The following is a 15,623-nucleotide window of genomic DNA, read 5'->3' as shown; positions in this document are numbered from 1 at the left end:
ACAGCCGCTCGGCCGCATCGCCGCTGACGCCAATACATCGGATTACTGCCGCCCTTTTTCAACGGAATCGGCCCATCGCCGTCATTTCGCAGCGATGCCGAATTGGGGCACAGCGGACATTGAGTAGGACGCATCGCCTCCCTGTAACTGCAACCACTTTGGCCCAGAGGCGAAATTTGTTATCTTTCAGTTGTCGGCTTAACCTAACGTTCCACAAGACCTAGAGGGTGGCACCGATGCGAAAGCTTCTCTCGGTGTTCGCGATTTTGGCCTGTTGCTTGGTCCAGCCCTATCAGACTTTTGCACAGAGCCGCGTATCGGATCAGGATGTCGCCGATGCTTGGGTGTATCTTTTCACCCGCCTCTTAGTATTGCGACAGCAGCAACTCGACTTTCAGGAAGGTTTCAAGTGGAACGAACTGGTGCACCGAAAGCCCGGCTCGGTGGATTGGCCAAATCCAAATCTCGATGTGGCGTACTCGGAAGCTTGGGTAGCGACCGCCGAGAATAGCTGCACGATTGTGACCGTGCCTAAGATTGTGGGACGGTACTACACGGTCCAATTCCTAAACGGATGGGACGAAACTCTCGCCAATATCAATGAACGCCTCTTTCCGAATAAGCCTGACGGCGAATTCGCGATCTGTTTGAGGGGATCGAAAGTCGAGCTTTCCCCGCAAGTGAAGCGGATTGACCTGCCGGTGAGGTATTCGCGCGTATTGCTGCGCGTAGAATTGGGAGACGATTGGAGCGAGGCCGTCCGACTACAGCTACAGTTTAATTTCCGAGCCTCTGGCTCGCCGAAGCTACCCGAGATACCGAAAACTCCGGTATTTGACCTCGAAAGGCTGCCGGGCGTCGAAGCCTTCGACTTTGCCGATGCTGCACTGGACAGCGAGCCCGACCTCAATCCCGGTCTGGAGCGTTACGCAGCAAATGCCCGCATCATCCAGCAAGCCATCAAAGAGCCCGCCGAGCGCGAGCGCATGGCGAAAGTGGTTCGCGAGCAAGCCTACGCAGAGTTCGCGAAGTACGGTCCACCCATCGGACATGGCGTCATCCAGAATGGTTGGGCACGACCGGCCGTGGTCGGAAACTACAACACCGACTATATTGCGCGCACGCTAATAACCTACGGCGGCATCTGGGCAAACACTATGCCCGAAGTGCTTTATTATCGCGCCAGCACCGACGCCGCAGGCGTTAAGCTCTCTGGCGATAATTCCTACACGCTCACATTTTCGAAGGATCAGCTTCCGCAGTCCTTCGCAAAATACTTCTGGTCGGTCATTGCAGTAGACACTACTCACTTTCGAGTTCTGCCAAACCCCACGAAACGATACCTGCTCAACCGAGAGACCAAACCGCAGTACAACAGCGACGGCTCACTTACCCTGTACTTCGCTGACGAAAAGCCAACAAATGCGCCTGACGGAAATTGGCTTCCAACGCCGAAGGGGTTGGTGTACCGGCTGACGTTCCGATTTTATGGTCCGATTGATGGAGTAGCGAACGGGACCTACTTTCCGCCGCCGATGATCAAAGCCTCCAATTAGAAAGCACAAGAATACGTCGATCGATCGCACGCATTGGCTCGACCTCGAAAGGCGTCGGGGCAGGGCGCAGGAAGGCCGCGCAGCGCGCCGAGAGCACAGGGCCAGAGCGCTTGCGCCGTTATTTAAGTCAGTCAGGCCAGGCTATACGCCCGCTGCGCATTCGCTCCGAACGCCTTCTCTCTCACCTGCCCGCCCAGCTTCGTCAGGCAATCATCGAGCGCGTTCTTGATCTCGCCATAGCTTCCCGCGAGCAGGCACACGGGCCAGTCCGAGCCGAAGATCAGCCGATCCTCGCCGAAGCATTTGGCGGCGTGCTCGACGTAAGGAAAAAGTCGCTCTGCGTCCCAGTCGTTCCAACGGGCCTCCGTCGCAAGGCCGGAGATCTTGCACCAGACATTGCCGCAGTCCGCGAGCGCAGCGATGCGGTCGGCCCAGTCGCGGCTGAAACCTTCAGCGATCGGCGGCTTGGCAGCATGGTCGAGCACGAAACGCGCTTGCGGAAACGCCTGCGCCGTCGCGATTGCGGCCGGCAGCTCACGGGTGCGAACCAGGAGATCGTAGGTGAGATCACGCGCGAATACCGCCGCAAGACCTCGCTGCGCGTCCTCGCGCAGCAGCCAGTCGGGATCGGACTCGTCATGGACCTGGTGGCGAATGCCGACCAGCCTGTCGCCCGCCGGCGCGGCGCGCAGCCGGTCGAGCGTTGCGCCGACCGCCGCGTCGGTCAGATCGACCCAGCCGACGACGCCAGCGACGAAAGACGTCGCGGCGGCGATGTGCAAAAACTCCTCGGTCTCCGCGACGGAAGAGCGGCACTGCACCAAAATGCTCGCATCGATGCCATTCTGTTTCAGGAGCGGCGCGAGATCGGTGGGGCCGAAGGCGCGGCGGATCGGTGCGAGCTCGGCCGCCGCCATCCAGGGATAGTCGGCCCGCGCGGGGTCCCAGAAATGCTGATGCCCGTCGATCGCCATCATTCATCCTCCACCCATCATTGCCGTAGCCTCTCCCGCCTGCGTGGACGCGGGCGGGAGAGAAGCGCGGGAACGCCGGGGCTGGCGAACGTTCCTACTTCAACATCTGCGCGACGTTATCCTTCGTCACAAGATCGAGACCGGTGTAGACGATCTCCGGCACCTTCTGGCCCTTCTTGATGGCAAGCAGCGTGTCCATGGACTTCTCGCCCATCTCGAACGGGCGCTGGCCGGTGAGCGCGTTGGAATAGCCGTCGCGCAGGAGCTCAAGCTGCATCTTGAGCGTATCGGCGACGACCAGCGTCAGCTTGCCGGCATCGATGTCCTTCTTGTTCTTGTTGACGAAAGCCTTGAAGCCTTCCGGCGCGAACATCGGCCAGCCGCCGACCGGCACGATCGCGGCGAGGTCGGGCGTCGCGGTGCGCAGATCGGCCATCTGCTGGACCGCCAGCGTGGAGTCGTCGTTGCAGAAGGTCGGCGAGCCCGCGACCTCGACCCATTTGGAGCCCTTGAGCGCCTCGCGGACGCCATCGACGCGCTCGGCCAGGTTCTTCGCGCCCGGACCGCCGGAGACCATGGCATATTTGCCGCCCTCGGGTCGGAGCTGGAGCAATTGCTTGCCGAGCGCCAGGCCGAAGTCCTTGTTGTTGGTGCCGATATAGGCGATGCGCTTGGAGCCCGGCGCATCCGCGTCAAAGGTGATGACGGGAATGCCGGCCGCAGCCGCGGCCTCGATCGACTTGGTCATCGCCGCGACGTCGGCAACCGAGATCGCCAACCCGTCCACCTTCTGGGTGATGAAGTCCTGGATGATCTGCGCCTGCGTCGCCGGCTCGTGCTCGATCGGCCCCTTGTAGATGCATTCGACGTTGCCGAGCTCCTTGGCGCGCTTCATGCAGCCGTCGCGGGCGACGTCGAAGAACGGATTGTTCATCGCCTTGGGCACGACCGCGAACTTGTAGGTCTGGGCAAACGCCGGGGTCGCCATCATCGCGATGGCCATGCCGGCGAGTAGTAGCTTTCTCATTACGTTCCCTCCACACTTTTATGCCTATCCTTTTGAAAACTCCGGAAGGCGGATAGACGATGCATTCGTTGCCCTCCCGGAGTAACTCTTCTCAGGCCATGCGCGAGCGGATGCGGTCCACCAGCACGGCCAGGATGATGATCACGCCGACCAGCGTCTGCTGCCAGTAGGAGTTGACCTGCGCGAGCACGAGTCCGTTGCGGATCACCTCGAGCAGCACGCAGCCGACGATGGCCCCTAACGGACCGCCGATGCCGCCGGCGAGATTGGCACCCCCGATGACGGCGGCCGCGATCACATTGAGCTCGTAGGACGTCGCCATGTTCGCCGGCGCCGATCCAAGCCAGCCGGAGATGATGATGCCCTGAAGCCCTGCGGCGAGCGCGCAGATCACGTAGACCTCGATCTTCACGCGTACGACCGAGATGCCGGTCAATTCGGCCGCCTTCTCGTTGCCGCCGAGCGCGAAGACGTGACGACCGAAGGTGGTGTGGTGCAGCACCACCGCCATAACGAGAGCGAGGATCACGAGGTAAATGAACGGCGCGGGCACGCCGAACAGGTCGCCCGAGGTGAGCGCGTAGAAATAGTCGGCGTCCGGGCCGCCCGGAAAGCTGCCGCGGCCGTTGGAGACGACATAGGCGAGACCACGCACGATCGAGAGCATGCCGAGCGTCGTGACGAACGGCGACAGCCCCAGCGTCGCGATGCAGAAGCCGTTGATGAGCCCGACGACCAGCGCAACGGCCAGCCCCGCCAACACGGAGATCACGAGGATCAACCCCGGCACGTTGGCAAGCACCGTCTTGCCGTCCGCGGCCAGGTGGACGAACATCGATCCCGGCGCCGACAGCTCCGTCATGACCATGGAAGTGATCATCGCGGAAAAGCACATCATCGAGCCGACCGAGAGGTCGATACCCCCGGTGATGATGACGAAGGTGATTCCGAGGGTCGCGATGGCGATGAAGGAGAAGTTCTTCGCCACATTCTGCATGTTGCCCTCGGTGAAGAAATAGGGGCTGGCGAAATGCATGATGGCGAGCAGCACCAGGAGCGCGAGCAGGACGTAGCCCGTCTGCGTCGCAAACAGACCGCGCTGCCACCATCTGGACTTGCCGACATTGGTGAAGGTGATCGGGGATTCGATCTGGATGGCCATTACGCCGCCTCCTTCGCGCCGGTGATGAGGGCGGTGACTTCCTCGGGACTGGTATCGTGGATCGCCTTGTCCGCACGCTTCTCGCCACGGCGCATGACGACGACGCGGTCGCAGACCGCGAACACGTCGGGCATGCGGTGGGAGATCAGCATCACGGCGACGCCTTGTTCCTTCAGGCGGTGGATCAGGCTCAGCACCTGCTCGACCTGGCGCACCGAGATCGCGGCGGTCGGCTCGTCCATCATCACCAGCTTTGCATTGGACAGTCGCGTCCGCGCGATCGCGACCGCCTGGCGCTGGCCGCCTGACATCTGCTTGACGAGATCATGCGGCCGCGTCTCCGAGCGCAACTCGCCGAACAAGTCCAGCGCGCGCGCCGCCATTGCCTTGTGGTCGAGCAGCGAGATGGGGCCGAATTTGCGCTTGAGCTCGCGGCCGAGAAAGACGTTCGCGGCCGCGGTCAGATTGTCGGCGAGCGCGAGGTCCTGGTAGACCACCTCGATGCCGACGGCGCGGGCGTCGATCGGCCGATAGAAATGCACCGCATTGCCGTCGAAGCGGATCTCGCCGTGGCTGGGACGGAAATTGCCGGCGATGATTTTCACCAGCGTCGACTTGCCGGCGCCGTTGTCGCCCATCAGGCCGACCACCTCGCCCGGATAGACCTTCATCTCGACGTCGTGCAGCGCGCGGATGGCACCGAACTCCTTGCCGATCCCGGTCAGTTCGAGGACCGGCTGCCGTGTTGCTTCAACGCTTGTCATCAGCAGCCTCGCTCAGACGTACCGGTTGACCAGGGATTCCAGATATTCCTGACGGCCCGACCGCGGCTGCGGATCGAAGCCGGGGGCGAGCGCGCGATCGGCGAGATCGGCGAGCGAACGCTGGCCGGCAAGGATGGCGCGGCCCTCAGCTCCGGCCCAGCCCTGGTAGCGCTCGGCGAGCGGCACCGTGAGCGCGCTCGCATCTAGCATGTCGGCCGCCGCGAGAAAGGCCCGCGCGCAGGCATCCATCGAGCCGACATGGGCGTGGATCAGATCGTCTGGGTCGATGGATTGCCGCCTGATCTTGGCGTCGAAATTGAGACCGCCCGTGGTGAAGCCGCCGCGGTTCAGCATCTCGTGGAACACCAGCGCCAGCTCGCCCACGTTCATCGCGAACTGGTCGGTGTCCCAGCCAAGCAGATCGTCGCCGCGGTTGATGTCGAGCGAACCGAACACGCCAAGGGCTTCGGCGAGCGCGACCTCGTGCTGGAACGAATGGCCGGCGAGGATGGCGTGGTTCTGCTCGATGTTGAGCTTGACGTCCTGGAGCAGGTCATAGCGCTGGAGGAAGCCGTAGCAGGTGGCGACGTCGAAATCGTATTGGTGCTTGGTCGGCTCCTTCGGCTTGGGCTCGATCAGGATCGGGCCCTTGAAGCCGATCTTGTGCTTGTGCTCGACGACCAGGGAGACGAAGCGGCCGAGCTGGTCGAGCTCGCGTCCGATATCGGTGTTGAGCAGCGTCTCGTAGCCCTCGCGCCCTCCCCACAGCACGTAATTCTGGCCGCCGAGCCGGTGCGTGACCTCGAGCGCGGCGCGCACTTGTCCGGCGGCATAGGTGAAGACCTCGGGATCCGGATTGGTCGCGGCGCCTGCCATGTAGCGGCGGTGCGTGAACAGATTGGCCGTGCCCCAGAGCAGGCGCACCTTGGCGGAAGCCATCTTCTGTTCGAACAGGTCCGCAATCGCATTGAGGTTCGCGACGGACTCGGCGAGCGAGGCTCCTTCCGGCGCCGCATCGACATCGTGGAAGGTGAAGAAGGGCACATCCAGCAGACGAAACAGCTCGAAGGCGGTATCGGCCTTGGCGCGCGCCATCGCCATGGCATCGCTCCCGTGATGCCATGGCCGCAAGAACGTCTCGCCGCCGAAGGGATCGCCGCCCGGCCAGCAGAACGAATGCCAGTAGCAGACGGCAAAGCGCAAATGGTCCTCCAGCCTGCGGCCGTGGACGATGCGGTCCTTGTCGTACCAGCGGAACGCGAGCGGGCTCTTGGCGTTCGTGCCGCCATAGGCGACCGGCGCGGTCGCACCGAAGAAATTTGCAGATGCGTTCACAGGGAGAGCTCCTTCAGCGCGGGATACAGTTTTCGCCACTGATGATAGGCGTCGTCATAGGCGGCAGCAGTCGACGCGCGCGGCGTGTAGGTCGCGAGGCGCCGCGGACGGGTGCAGACTTGCGCGGGCTCTTCGCCGGTGGCGGCAAGGCTGCCGAGCCGCGCCGCGCCGAGTGCAGCACCGACCTCGCCTTCCTCGACGCGGTGGACGGGAATGCCGAGCACGTCGGCGCAGATCTGCGCCCACAATGCCGAGCGCGATCCGCCGCCGACGAGATCGACCTCCGAAATCACCGAGCTCGCACTGCCGAGCGCGGCGAGATTGTCGCGCGCGGCGAAGGCGACGCCTTCGAGCACGGCCTGAACGATCTGATCCCGTCCGCACGCGCCGCGCAGGCCCACGAAGGCGCCGCTCGCCGCAGCATCATTGTGCGGCGTGCGCTCGCCATCGAGGTAGGGCAGGAACTTGATCGGGCTCGGCCCGTCGACGCTCTCGTCGAGCGGCGCGAGCAGCGCCGCCGCCGGCGTCGCCATCACGTTCGAGAGCCAGGCGAGCGAGGCGGCGGCCGAGAGCATCACGCCCATCTGGTGCCAGAGGCCGGGAAGCGCGTGGCAGAACGCGTGCACGGCGGAGGCCGGCGCCGGCGCAAACCGGTCGGTGACACGGAAGATGACGCCGGAGGTGCCGAGCGACAGGAAGGCATCGCCGGGCGCGATCGCGCCGAGCCCGATCGCGCTCGCCGCGTTATCGCCGGCGCCGCCTGCGACCACCACATTCTTCGCCATGCCCCAGCGCGTTGCATATTCCGGCGCGAGCACCGCACTGACCTCGCTGCCTTCGACAAGGCGCGGCATGTGATGCAGATCGAGGCCCGTGGCGTGCAGCAGAAGTGGGGACCAGCGGCGCTGGCCGACATCGAGCCACAGCGTGCCGGCGGCATCCGACATGTCCTCGACCATCTCACTGGTCAGGCGGTAGCGCACATAGGCCTTCGGCAGCAGCACTTTTGCGACGCGCCTGAAGATCTCGGGCTCGTGTCCAGCGACCCACAAGAGTTTTGGCGCGGTGAAGCCGGGCATCGCCAGATTGCCTGCGATCGCATGCAGCGACGGGCAGCGCCGCTCCAGCTTGGCGCATTCGGCATGCGAGCGGCCGTCGTTCCAGAGTATGGCCGGGCGCAGTGGGCGGCCGTCATCGCCGAGCAGCGTCGCCCCATGCATCTGGCCTGAGAGACCGATGCCGCGCACCTGCGCGACCTCGCTGCGGTAGCTGGCGGCGAGATCGTCGACCGCGCCGATCGCGGCCTCGACCCACGCGTCCGGATCCTGCTCGGACCACAGCGGCGCGGGATGCGACAGCGCAAGCTCGCGCGCGGCCGTCGCGACGATCGCGCCGGCTTCGCTCACGAGCACCGCTTTCACACCGGACGTGCCGATGTCGATTCCGAGAAACACGTCTCGTCCTCCCTCTCCGGCCCGGCTGGCGATCTCTGTCGCCTGTCCCGCACGGGCCGTCCTCTCACATCCGTCCTGCCGGCTAAAGCGCGATGAGATTAGGATGAATCGTCATCGCGCTTTAGTTGTCGTTTGCGCATGATCTTTCGGAAAACCGCTTCACACTTTTCCGGATCATGCTTTAGGGCAAATTGTCCCGCATCACGATGTCGATGCGGATCTTCTCCTGTTCGCTCAAGATCGGCTCGCCGCGCGCCAACGCCAGCAGCACGCGCACGGCGGCGCGCGCCTCGTGCCCGGGGTTCTGCGAGATCGCAGCATCCATCACGCCCTGTAGCAGCAGCTTGCGCGTCAGGACCGTGACGTCGTGCCCGACGAACACGATCTGCTTGTCGCGGCCGGACTCAATCAGCGCCCTGGCAACGCCTTGCGTGCCGGCGCCGACATTATAGAGGCCGACGATATCAGGATGTTTGGCAAGCAGCCGCGCCAATAGCTGCCAGGAGCGCTCATCCTCGTCGCGCCCCTCCAGCACCGGCAGCACACTTAGCTCTACAAACTCCGAGGCTATCACCTGGTTGAAGCCGAAGATGCGCTCGGCGTGGTCGCGCAGGCCCTGTGAGCCCGCGACGATCGCGACCTTGCCGGAGCTTAAATCGGATCTTGGGCCCACGAGCCGGCCGACCAGCGCGCCCGCGGTGCGCCCGGCGGCGATGTTATCGATGCCGACATAGTGGTGGCGCCGCGACGACGGCACGTCGGAGACCAGCGTCACCACCTTGGCGCCGCCATCGACGAGATCGTTGATCGCTGCTCGCACGCCGGGATGATCGAGCGCCACCACGGCGATGCCGTCATAGGTGCCGACGAGAGCCTCGAGCGAAGATGCAAGCACGGAGGCGTCGAACACGTCGGTCGCGACCATCTCGACTGCCAGACGGCGCGCCGAGAGCCAGGCCGTCATCTCGCCGAGATAGGACTGGATCTGCTGCATGAACAGGTTCGGCCCCGACGGCATCACGAAGGCGAAGCGCCGGGCTCGGCCCCGGGCGAGCTCGGCCGCGGCCACATGCGGCTGGAAGGAATTGCGCTCGATCGCCTCCTTGACGCGCCGGACCGTATCCGGCCGCACGCCGGGCCGGTTGTGCAGGACGCGATCGACCGTGGCGAGGCTGACGCCAGCCTGGCGGGCGATGTCCCTCAATGTCAGCGCGGCGGGCGCGTCCTGCTTCATGAGCTGAAGGCTAGCAGAGGTTTTCTGAGGTACGCAACTCATTTTGAGGGGCAGACTGGGGACGGCCAGCTTCCGCCCGCGCCGCGGCTCAGCGTCCGGTCAGGTCGAGCGTCAGGAACAGGCTGTTGCGATCCGTGACATAGCCTTCGAACGGACCGCAATCGACGAAGCCGTGGGCACGGTAGAGCGCGTGTGCGGGCTTGAAATAATCCCACGACCCGGTTTCGAGGCTCAGCCGTGCCATACCGCGGGAGCGCGCCTCGGCGATGATATGGCTGAGCATGAGTGCGCCAAAACCGCGCCGGCGCGCGGTCTGGAGCGTATGCATCGACTTCACCTCGCCATGATCGGCCGCGAGCGTCTTCAGTGCGCCGGTGGCGACCAGCGTCTCATCATCCCAGCCGGTCCAGAACGCGACGTCCGGCGCACGCAGGCCGGACAGATCGAGCGCATGCGCACTGCCCGGCGCCGTCTGCGCCGCCGCGCTGGTCCTGTGATAGTCGAGCAGCGCGATGACGCGCGGATCATTGGTGTCGCCGGTACGGATCTGCATGTCACTTCTCTTTTTTGACGGTCTGGCCACGCTTCAGCATGAACACGCAGCGGCATCAGGTTTTTCCGTAGCTTGTGCCGCGCCGGACGACGATGACGTAGCGCGCATCCTGCCGGCTTTCATTCTCGAATGTCACCGCGCGCATGACGTCGAAGTCGAGGCAATCGCCCTCGCGCAGCCGCAACGCTTTGGCGTCGATATGGACGCAGATCGCCCCCTCCAGCATCAGGAGCTGCTGCGTGAAGGCGTTACGGCCCCACGGGCTGTAGGACACGCGCGCGCCGGCCGGAAGGTCGACGACGATAGTCTCGATGCCGGAGGCAGCATCAGCCGGCGAGGCGTGACGGCGGCGATAGCCGCTCTCGGGATCGCGCCATTGCGGCTGGTCGGCGAGCCGCACCAGCCGCTCCGGCGGCTTCTCCGCGAGTGCGACGACGTCGCTCAAGGAGACATCGAGGGCGGCGCAGAGCTTGTTGAGCAGCCCCGCCGTGGCGCTGCTCTGCGCACGCTCGACCCGCCCGATCATCGCGCGGCTGACGCCGGAGCGCGCGGCGAGTTCGTTCAGGGTCAGGCCGGCTTGCGTCCTCAATGTCTTCAATCGGCGACCGATCGCGCGGTCGAGCTTCTGCTGGTCCATGGCTCCTCATCCGAATATTGCCTGGCAACGGACCGCACCCCCAAGGCAAGGGGGAGCTTAGCGCGGCGCGCGGCGAACGCCGGGATCGAGAGACCAATATATTAGAATCTTGGCCGGCCCCGAACGCCCGGCTAGGATGTATCGGTCGACCGAGCACCCGTGGGAGGCAATGACATGAGCCAGCCAACGCAGCGGATGATCAGGACCAAAGGCATCAATCTCAATGTCGCCGAACAGGGCGAAGGGCCGCTCGTCCTGCTCTGCCACGGCTTTCCGGAGAGCTGGTACTCCTGGCGCCACCAACTCGCGGCATTGGCCGCCGCCGGCTTCCATGCCGTCGCGCCCGACATGCGCGGCTACGGCAAGAGTGACCGACCGGAGGCGATCGATCAGTACACGATCTTCCATCTCGTCGGCGACCTCGTCGGATTGCTGGATGTGCTTGAAGCACCCACGGCCGTGATCGTCGGGCACGATTGGGGTGCGACGATTGCCTGGCACACCGCGCGCCTGCGGCCGGATCGTTTCCGTGCAGCCGCCATTCTCAGCGTGCCGTTCCGCCCGCGCAGTCCGGCGCCGCCGACAAGCCTGATGCCGCAGACGGCGGAGGCGCAGTTCTATCAACTGTATTTCCAGGAGCCCGGCGTCGCCGAGGCGGAATTCGAACGGGATCCGCGGAAAACGCTCGGTGCGATGCTCTATGGCGCATCGGGCGAAGGCGCCGCCGCGATCCGCGCCAGGGCAGCGAGCGCCGGCAAGACCGTCGGCGTCGGCATGGTGTCGCGCGCAGGCGGCCTATTGCCGAGCGTCCCGGTGCCGCTGCCGTCATGGCTCAGCGCGGGCGACCTCGATTTCTATGCGGCCGAGTTCGCCCGCAGCGGATTTCGTGGCCCCCTCAATTACTATCGCAACGTCGACCGCAACTGGGAGCTGATGGCCGCCTTCGAAGGCGTGAAGGTCACCGTGCCAACGCTCTTCATGGCCGGCGACCACGACATGGTGATCGCCTTCCCCGGAGCCGCCGAGCATCTCGCCAACATGAAACAATCGGTGCCGCTGCTCCGCGACATCCAGATGCTGCCCGGCTGCGGCCACTGGACCCAGCAGGAACGGCCGGACGAGGTGAATGCGGCGATGATCGGGTTCTTGCGCAGCCTGCCGAGCTGACGCGCGGCCGTTGCGCGCCGGACCGGCGATAGCTGGATCGCATCAGCGCCCATAGCGGCCGGTGAGGGTCACCTTGGCGAGTGTGCGCGCGCGGATGTCGGACTCGATCTGCACGGGCGATGCCGAGGCGTCCGTCGCTTTCGGCAATCGCTCGACATCGAGGGCAAACACCGTGATCTGATAACGATGCGGCTTGCTGCCCGGCGGCGGACATGGACCGCCATAGCTATCGTATTCCGCATGGAGCGGAGCGAAATCCAGGGTTTTGCTCGTTCGGTGATAGCCCCGGATTGCGCTTCGCTCCATCCGGGCTACGGGAATTGAAATTTCAGAGCATGGAGCGGGCGAAGGGAATCGAACCCTCGTATGCAGCTTGGGAAGCTGCCGTTCTACCATTGAACTACGCCCGCGGAGACGCATGGTCTGCGCCCTCCTGATTAGCCGAGACGGCGTCTCGCGCCAAGCGCTTTGGCGCCTCTGCCCTCACGCTTCTTAACGTCCTGGCAAGAATCCAGGTGCGCTGGATTGTGGCGGTGTTATGATCCCCGTCCGGGCTAAGGCGTGCATGAGTGGGGCGTGCACATGGTGGGGCGTTCATACGCGATATTTGACACGGCGATTGGCCGCTGCGGCATAGTCTGGAGCCAGGTCGGGATCGTTGCCGTGCAATTGCCTGATGTGCGGGAGATCGACACCCGCCGCCGGATTTTCCAGGCCCATCCGGAGGCGCGTGAGCAGCGGCCGACTGAAAGCACTGAGCTTGCGATCGAGGCTGTTGCGGCGTTCCTGCATGGCGATGTCGCCGATCTCCCCATCAGTCTCGACATGAGCGGCGTGCCGCCCTTCAACCGGCGCGTCTATGACTTCGCGCGCGCAATCCCGCGTGGGGAGACCCGCACCTATGGCGAGATCGCCAAGGCGCTGGGCGCGTCCGGCGCGTCGCATTCGGTAGCGCAGGCGATCGGCAAAAACCCCTTCATGATCATCGTGCCGTGCCACCGCGTGCTCGAGGTCGGGAACCACGCCGACCGAATCTCGCCTTACGGCGGGGTGATCTCAAAACGCCGGCTGCTCTCGCTCGAAGGCGCCCATCCAACCGCCAGCAAGACGCTGTTCGAGGTCCTGCTGCCCGTTGCTCCGCCGCGGGTCAGCTAAAAGCGCGATTGTGATCGCGCTTTTAGTTTTCTTTTTGGGGCAAGATCTTATCGGAAAACCGCTACACACTTTCCGGATCATGCCTAGATAGGTTGGATGGAAGCGACCACGCTGAAGACGACGCCTTCGATGACGGTGTCGCGGTTTCGCTGCGATGCGGGACCGGACGACAAGCCGTTTGCTGAATACCGCACCGGCCATTCGCTCGCCTATGTCCGCAAAGGCAGCTTCGGCTGCCATTGCCGGGCCGGCTTCTTCGAGCTGGTGGCGGGCTCGGTGCTGGTCGGCCATCCCGGCGAGGAATACACCTGCACGCACGAGCATGTCAGCGGCGACGAGTGCCTGTCGTTCTTCATCGGTGACGGTCTCGTCGAAGCGATAGGCGGACGGCGCGAGGTGTGGCAGGTCGGCGCCGCACCGCCGCTGCCCGAGCTGATGGTGCTGGGCGAGCTGGCCCAGACGGCGGCAGATGGCAACAGCGACCTTGGCATCGACGAGATCGGCCAGATCTTTGCGGGCCGCTTCGTCGAGGTGGTATCGGGCAAGCCGCACAAACAGGTCGTCCCGACGGCGCGTGACCGCCGCCGCGCGGTGGAGAGTGCGCTGTGGATCGACGAGAATTCAGGCGAGGATATCGACCTCGACGACGCCGCGCGGCAGGCTGGTCTTAGCCCGTTCCACTTCCTGCGCCTGTTCAGGGACGTGCTCGGCGTCACCCCGCATCAATATCTCGTGCGCTCGCGGCTGCGGCACGCCGCACGCCTCCTGAGCGATGATGACATCGCGGTCACCGACATCGCCTATGACGTTGGCTTTGGCGATCTCTCCAACTTCATCCGCACCTTCCACCGCGCCGCCGGCGTATCGCCGACGAAGTTTCGCCAGGCCTCGCGCGGGATGCGCAAGATTTTCCAAGAGCAGCTCGCCCTCAACTGAGTAGGGTCGTCTCCGACAGCGCCGCCACGCGTGCGTATTTGGAATGGAGACGATCATGTATGACCACATCGGATTGCGCGTTGCCGATCTCGATGCCAGCACGCGGTTCTATACCGCGGCGCTCAGCCCCCTCGGCTTTGTCCTGTGCTCGAGCGGCGACGGTTATGCCGGCTTCGGGCCCAAGGGCGAGCCGGCGCTCTGGCTGCATCTGAACAAGGGACGCAAGGCCGACGGCGCCCACATTGCGTTTCGGGCGAAAGACCACGACGCCGTGAAGAAATTCCACAGCGAAGGCCTGAAATCCGGCGGCCGCGACAATGGTGGCGCCGGGCCGCGAAAGGACTACGGCCCGACCTACTACGCGGCGTTCTTGATCGACCCTGACGGCAACAATGTCGAGGCGGTGTGTACGTGAGGAGGCAACCAACGCGCCACACACACTGTCATGCTCCGGCTTGACCGGGGCATCCAGTACGCCGCGACTTCTCGATGCCCGTCTCTGGAATACTGGATCGCCCGATCAAGTCGGGCGATGACACCTGAGAGTACAGCATGCGCGTGCCCAAGGCGCGTCATTGCGATGACGGCCTTATGGCTCGTCTTTCCTAATCAAAAGGACTCACCCATGGCCTCCATCCACAACGACGTGCCTCTCAACGCTCCCGCCCACAAAGTGTGGGACGCGGTGCGCGATTTCGGTGCCGTGCACGCGCGTCTCGTGCCGGGCTTCGTCACGGCGTGCCGGCTCGATGGCGATGCACGCATCGTCACTTTCTCCAATGGCTCGGTCGCGCGCGAGGTGCTGGTCGATTGTGATGAGGCGCGGCAGCGGCTGGTCTATGCGATCAGCAACGAGCGGCTGAAGCACTACAGCGCCTCGGTGCAGGTGATCGCCGAGGGTGACGCAAAATGCCGGCTGGTCTGGATCATCGACATGCTGCCGAACGAGCTCGCGCCCTACGTCCAGGGACAGACGAAAGAGGCCGTGCACGCCATGCATAGAGCATTCCAGGGCTAGCGGTTCCTCTGTGACGATTTTCACAGAGCCCTCGCCGCGTCGGCTCTAACAATGGCCCCATGCGTCCGTTTGGCTCCGCTCTCCCGGCGGCGCCACGCATGCAGGGAGCTAGCAATGAGAGGTGCTGACAAGGTCATCTGCCAGGCAGCCGCCGTGCTGCTACTGTTTTCCATCACGAGCACGCCGGCCCGCGCGCAGTTCGCAGGTCTCGGTGGCGGCGGAGGCGCCGGCGGTCAGGACATGATGACCCAGATGGCACCGATGCTGGAGATGATGAAGGCGAAGATGGGCAAGCGTCGCTTCGCCATGCTGATGCAGACCATGGGCCCGATGATGAGCCGCATGATGGAGAACGGCGGCGGTTTTGGCGGCATGATGGGCGGAGGCAGTTTTGGCGGCAGCGGCTTCGGCGGCTACGCGCCAATGGGCGGCATGGGCATAGGCGGCATGGGCATGGGTGGCGGCGACATCATGGGCATGCTCGGCGGTTCGGGCGCCGGCGACATGATGGCGATGATCCCGCAATTGATGCGGCTCGCGAATATCGGCGGTGGCGGCCATCGCCGTCACAGGCGCCACTAATCTTACTGAGTCAGAAATCCACGGACCAAGCTGGGTGAGAATCGCATATTGAAGGAGATTCAACGCGAG

Annotated in this window: 17 protein-coding genes and 1 tRNA gene; 7 read left to right on the top strand and 11 right to left on the bottom strand. The window is 64.3% G+C overall.

The window, feature by feature from the left end:
* Positions 1-236: 236 nt before the first annotated feature.
* Positions 237-1,556 carry a DUF1214 domain-containing protein gene (locus SO140_RS43820; protein ID WP_474804083.1) on the top strand — a complete coding sequence of 440 codons (1,320 nt, stop codon included), beginning with the start codon at positions 237-239 and terminating at the stop codon, positions 1,554-1,556.
* 131 nt (positions 1,557-1,687) lie between these two features.
* Here SO140_RS43820 and SO140_RS43815 read toward each other — a convergent pair whose 3' ends face one another.
* The 9 genes from SO140_RS43815 to SO140_RS43775 all read right to left on the bottom strand — a co-directional run bounded on the left by SO140_RS43815 (position 1,688) and on the right by SO140_RS43775 (position 10,696).
* Positions 1,688-2,530 carry an amidohydrolase family protein gene (locus tag SO140_RS43815; RefSeq protein ID WP_449384234.1) on the bottom strand — a complete coding sequence of 281 codons (843 nt, stop codon included), beginning with the start codon at positions 2,528-2,530 and terminating at the stop codon, positions 1,688-1,690.
* Between the two features lie 94 nt (positions 2,531-2,624).
* On the bottom strand, positions 2,625-3,557 hold the full coding sequence (locus SO140_RS43810) for a sugar-binding protein (RefSeq protein WP_449384219.1): 933 nt from the start codon (positions 3,555-3,557) through the stop codon (positions 2,625-2,627).
* 91 nt (positions 3,558-3,648) lie between these two features.
* Positions 3,649-4,719, bottom strand: coding sequence for an ABC transporter permease (locus SO140_RS43805; RefSeq protein ID WP_449384220.1), 1,071 nt, complete (start codon positions 4,717-4,719; stop codon positions 3,649-3,651).
* A complete protein-coding gene (locus SO140_RS43800) occupies positions 4,719-5,483 on the bottom strand; it encodes an ATP-binding cassette domain-containing protein (protein ID WP_449384221.1) in 765 nt (254 codons plus the stop codon). The genes SO140_RS43805 and SO140_RS43800 overlap by 1 nt, the downstream gene beginning before the upstream one ends.
* 12 nt (positions 5,484-5,495) lie before the next feature.
* Complete coding sequence (gene xylA / locus SO140_RS43795; protein WP_449384222.1) at positions 5,496-6,818, bottom strand: xylose isomerase; 1,323 nt, start codon at positions 6,816-6,818, stop codon at positions 5,496-5,498.
* Positions 6,815-8,272 (bottom strand): xylulokinase, encoded by a 1,458-nt coding sequence (gene xylB, locus SO140_RS43790; protein ID WP_449384223.1) that lies wholly within the window; start codon positions 8,270-8,272, stop codon positions 6,815-6,817. The genes xylA and xylB overlap by 4 nt, the downstream gene beginning before the upstream one ends.
* 181 nt (positions 8,273-8,453) lie before the next feature.
* Positions 8,454-9,506: a LacI family DNA-binding transcriptional regulator gene (locus SO140_RS43785; protein WP_449384224.1), complete on the bottom strand. Its 1,053-nt coding sequence runs from the start codon at positions 9,504-9,506 to the stop codon at positions 8,454-8,456.
* Positions 9,507-9,594: 88 nt separating this feature from the next.
* Complete coding sequence (locus tag SO140_RS43780) at positions 9,595-10,059, bottom strand: GNAT family N-acetyltransferase (protein ID WP_449384225.1); 465 nt, start codon at positions 10,057-10,059, stop codon at positions 9,595-9,597.
* Positions 10,060-10,114: 55 nt separating this feature from the next.
* Positions 10,115-10,696, bottom strand: coding sequence for a helix-turn-helix domain-containing protein (locus tag SO140_RS43775; protein ID WP_449384226.1), 582 nt, complete (start codon positions 10,694-10,696; stop codon positions 10,115-10,117).
* A gap of 174 nt (positions 10,697-10,870) precedes the next feature.
* On the opposite strand from SO140_RS43775, the gene SO140_RS43770 reads away from it, so the two are divergent.
* Positions 10,871-11,863 (top strand): alpha/beta fold hydrolase, encoded by a 993-nt coding sequence (locus SO140_RS43770; RefSeq protein ID WP_449384227.1) that lies wholly within the window; start codon positions 10,871-10,873, stop codon positions 11,861-11,863.
* A 42-nt stretch (positions 11,864-11,905) separates the two neighbouring features.
* Here SO140_RS43770 and SO140_RS43765 read toward each other — a convergent pair whose 3' ends face one another.
* Together SO140_RS43765 and SO140_RS43760 are read right to left on the bottom strand one after the other, a co-directional pair.
* Positions 11,906-12,169 carry a YbhB/YbcL family Raf kinase inhibitor-like protein gene (locus SO140_RS43765; RefSeq protein ID WP_474804075.1) on the bottom strand — a complete coding sequence of 88 codons (264 nt, stop codon included), beginning with the start codon at positions 12,167-12,169 and terminating at the stop codon, positions 11,906-11,908.
* Between the two features lie 30 nt (positions 12,170-12,199).
* Positions 12,200-12,273, bottom strand: a tRNA-Gly gene (locus tag SO140_RS43760).
* A 172-nt stretch (positions 12,274-12,445) separates the two neighbouring features.
* On the opposite strand from SO140_RS43760, the gene SO140_RS43755 reads away from it, so the two are divergent.
* The 5 genes from SO140_RS43755 to SO140_RS43735 all read left to right on the top strand — a co-directional run bounded on the left by SO140_RS43755 (position 12,446) and on the right by SO140_RS43735 (position 15,554).
* Positions 12,446-13,018 carry a methylated-DNA--[protein]-cysteine S-methyltransferase gene (locus SO140_RS43755; RefSeq protein WP_449384229.1) on the top strand — a complete coding sequence of 191 codons (573 nt, stop codon included), beginning with the start codon at positions 12,446-12,448 and terminating at the stop codon, positions 13,016-13,018.
* A 96-nt stretch (positions 13,019-13,114) separates the two neighbouring features.
* A complete protein-coding gene (locus SO140_RS43750) occupies positions 13,115-13,954 on the top strand; it encodes a helix-turn-helix transcriptional regulator (protein WP_449384230.1) in 840 nt (279 codons plus the stop codon).
* A gap of 55 nt (positions 13,955-14,009) precedes the next feature.
* Positions 14,010-14,369 (top strand): VOC family protein, encoded by a 360-nt coding sequence (locus SO140_RS43745; RefSeq protein ID WP_449384231.1) that lies wholly within the window; start codon positions 14,010-14,012, stop codon positions 14,367-14,369.
* A gap of 210 nt (positions 14,370-14,579) precedes the next feature.
* Positions 14,580-14,972 (top strand): SRPBCC family protein, encoded by a 393-nt coding sequence (locus SO140_RS43740; protein WP_449384232.1) that lies wholly within the window; start codon positions 14,580-14,582, stop codon positions 14,970-14,972.
* Positions 14,973-15,086: 114 nt separating this feature from the next.
* Positions 15,087-15,554: a hypothetical protein gene (locus tag SO140_RS43735; protein WP_449384233.1), complete on the top strand. Its 468-nt coding sequence runs from the start codon at positions 15,087-15,089 to the stop codon at positions 15,552-15,554.
* The last annotated feature ends 69 nt before the right edge of the window (positions 15,555-15,623 follow it).

Source organism: Bradyrhizobium sp. UFLA05-108 (assembly GCF_059803455.1).
The sequence above is the reverse complement of the archived record's forward strand: the minus strand, read 5'-3'. Positions and strand labels throughout refer to the sequence as shown.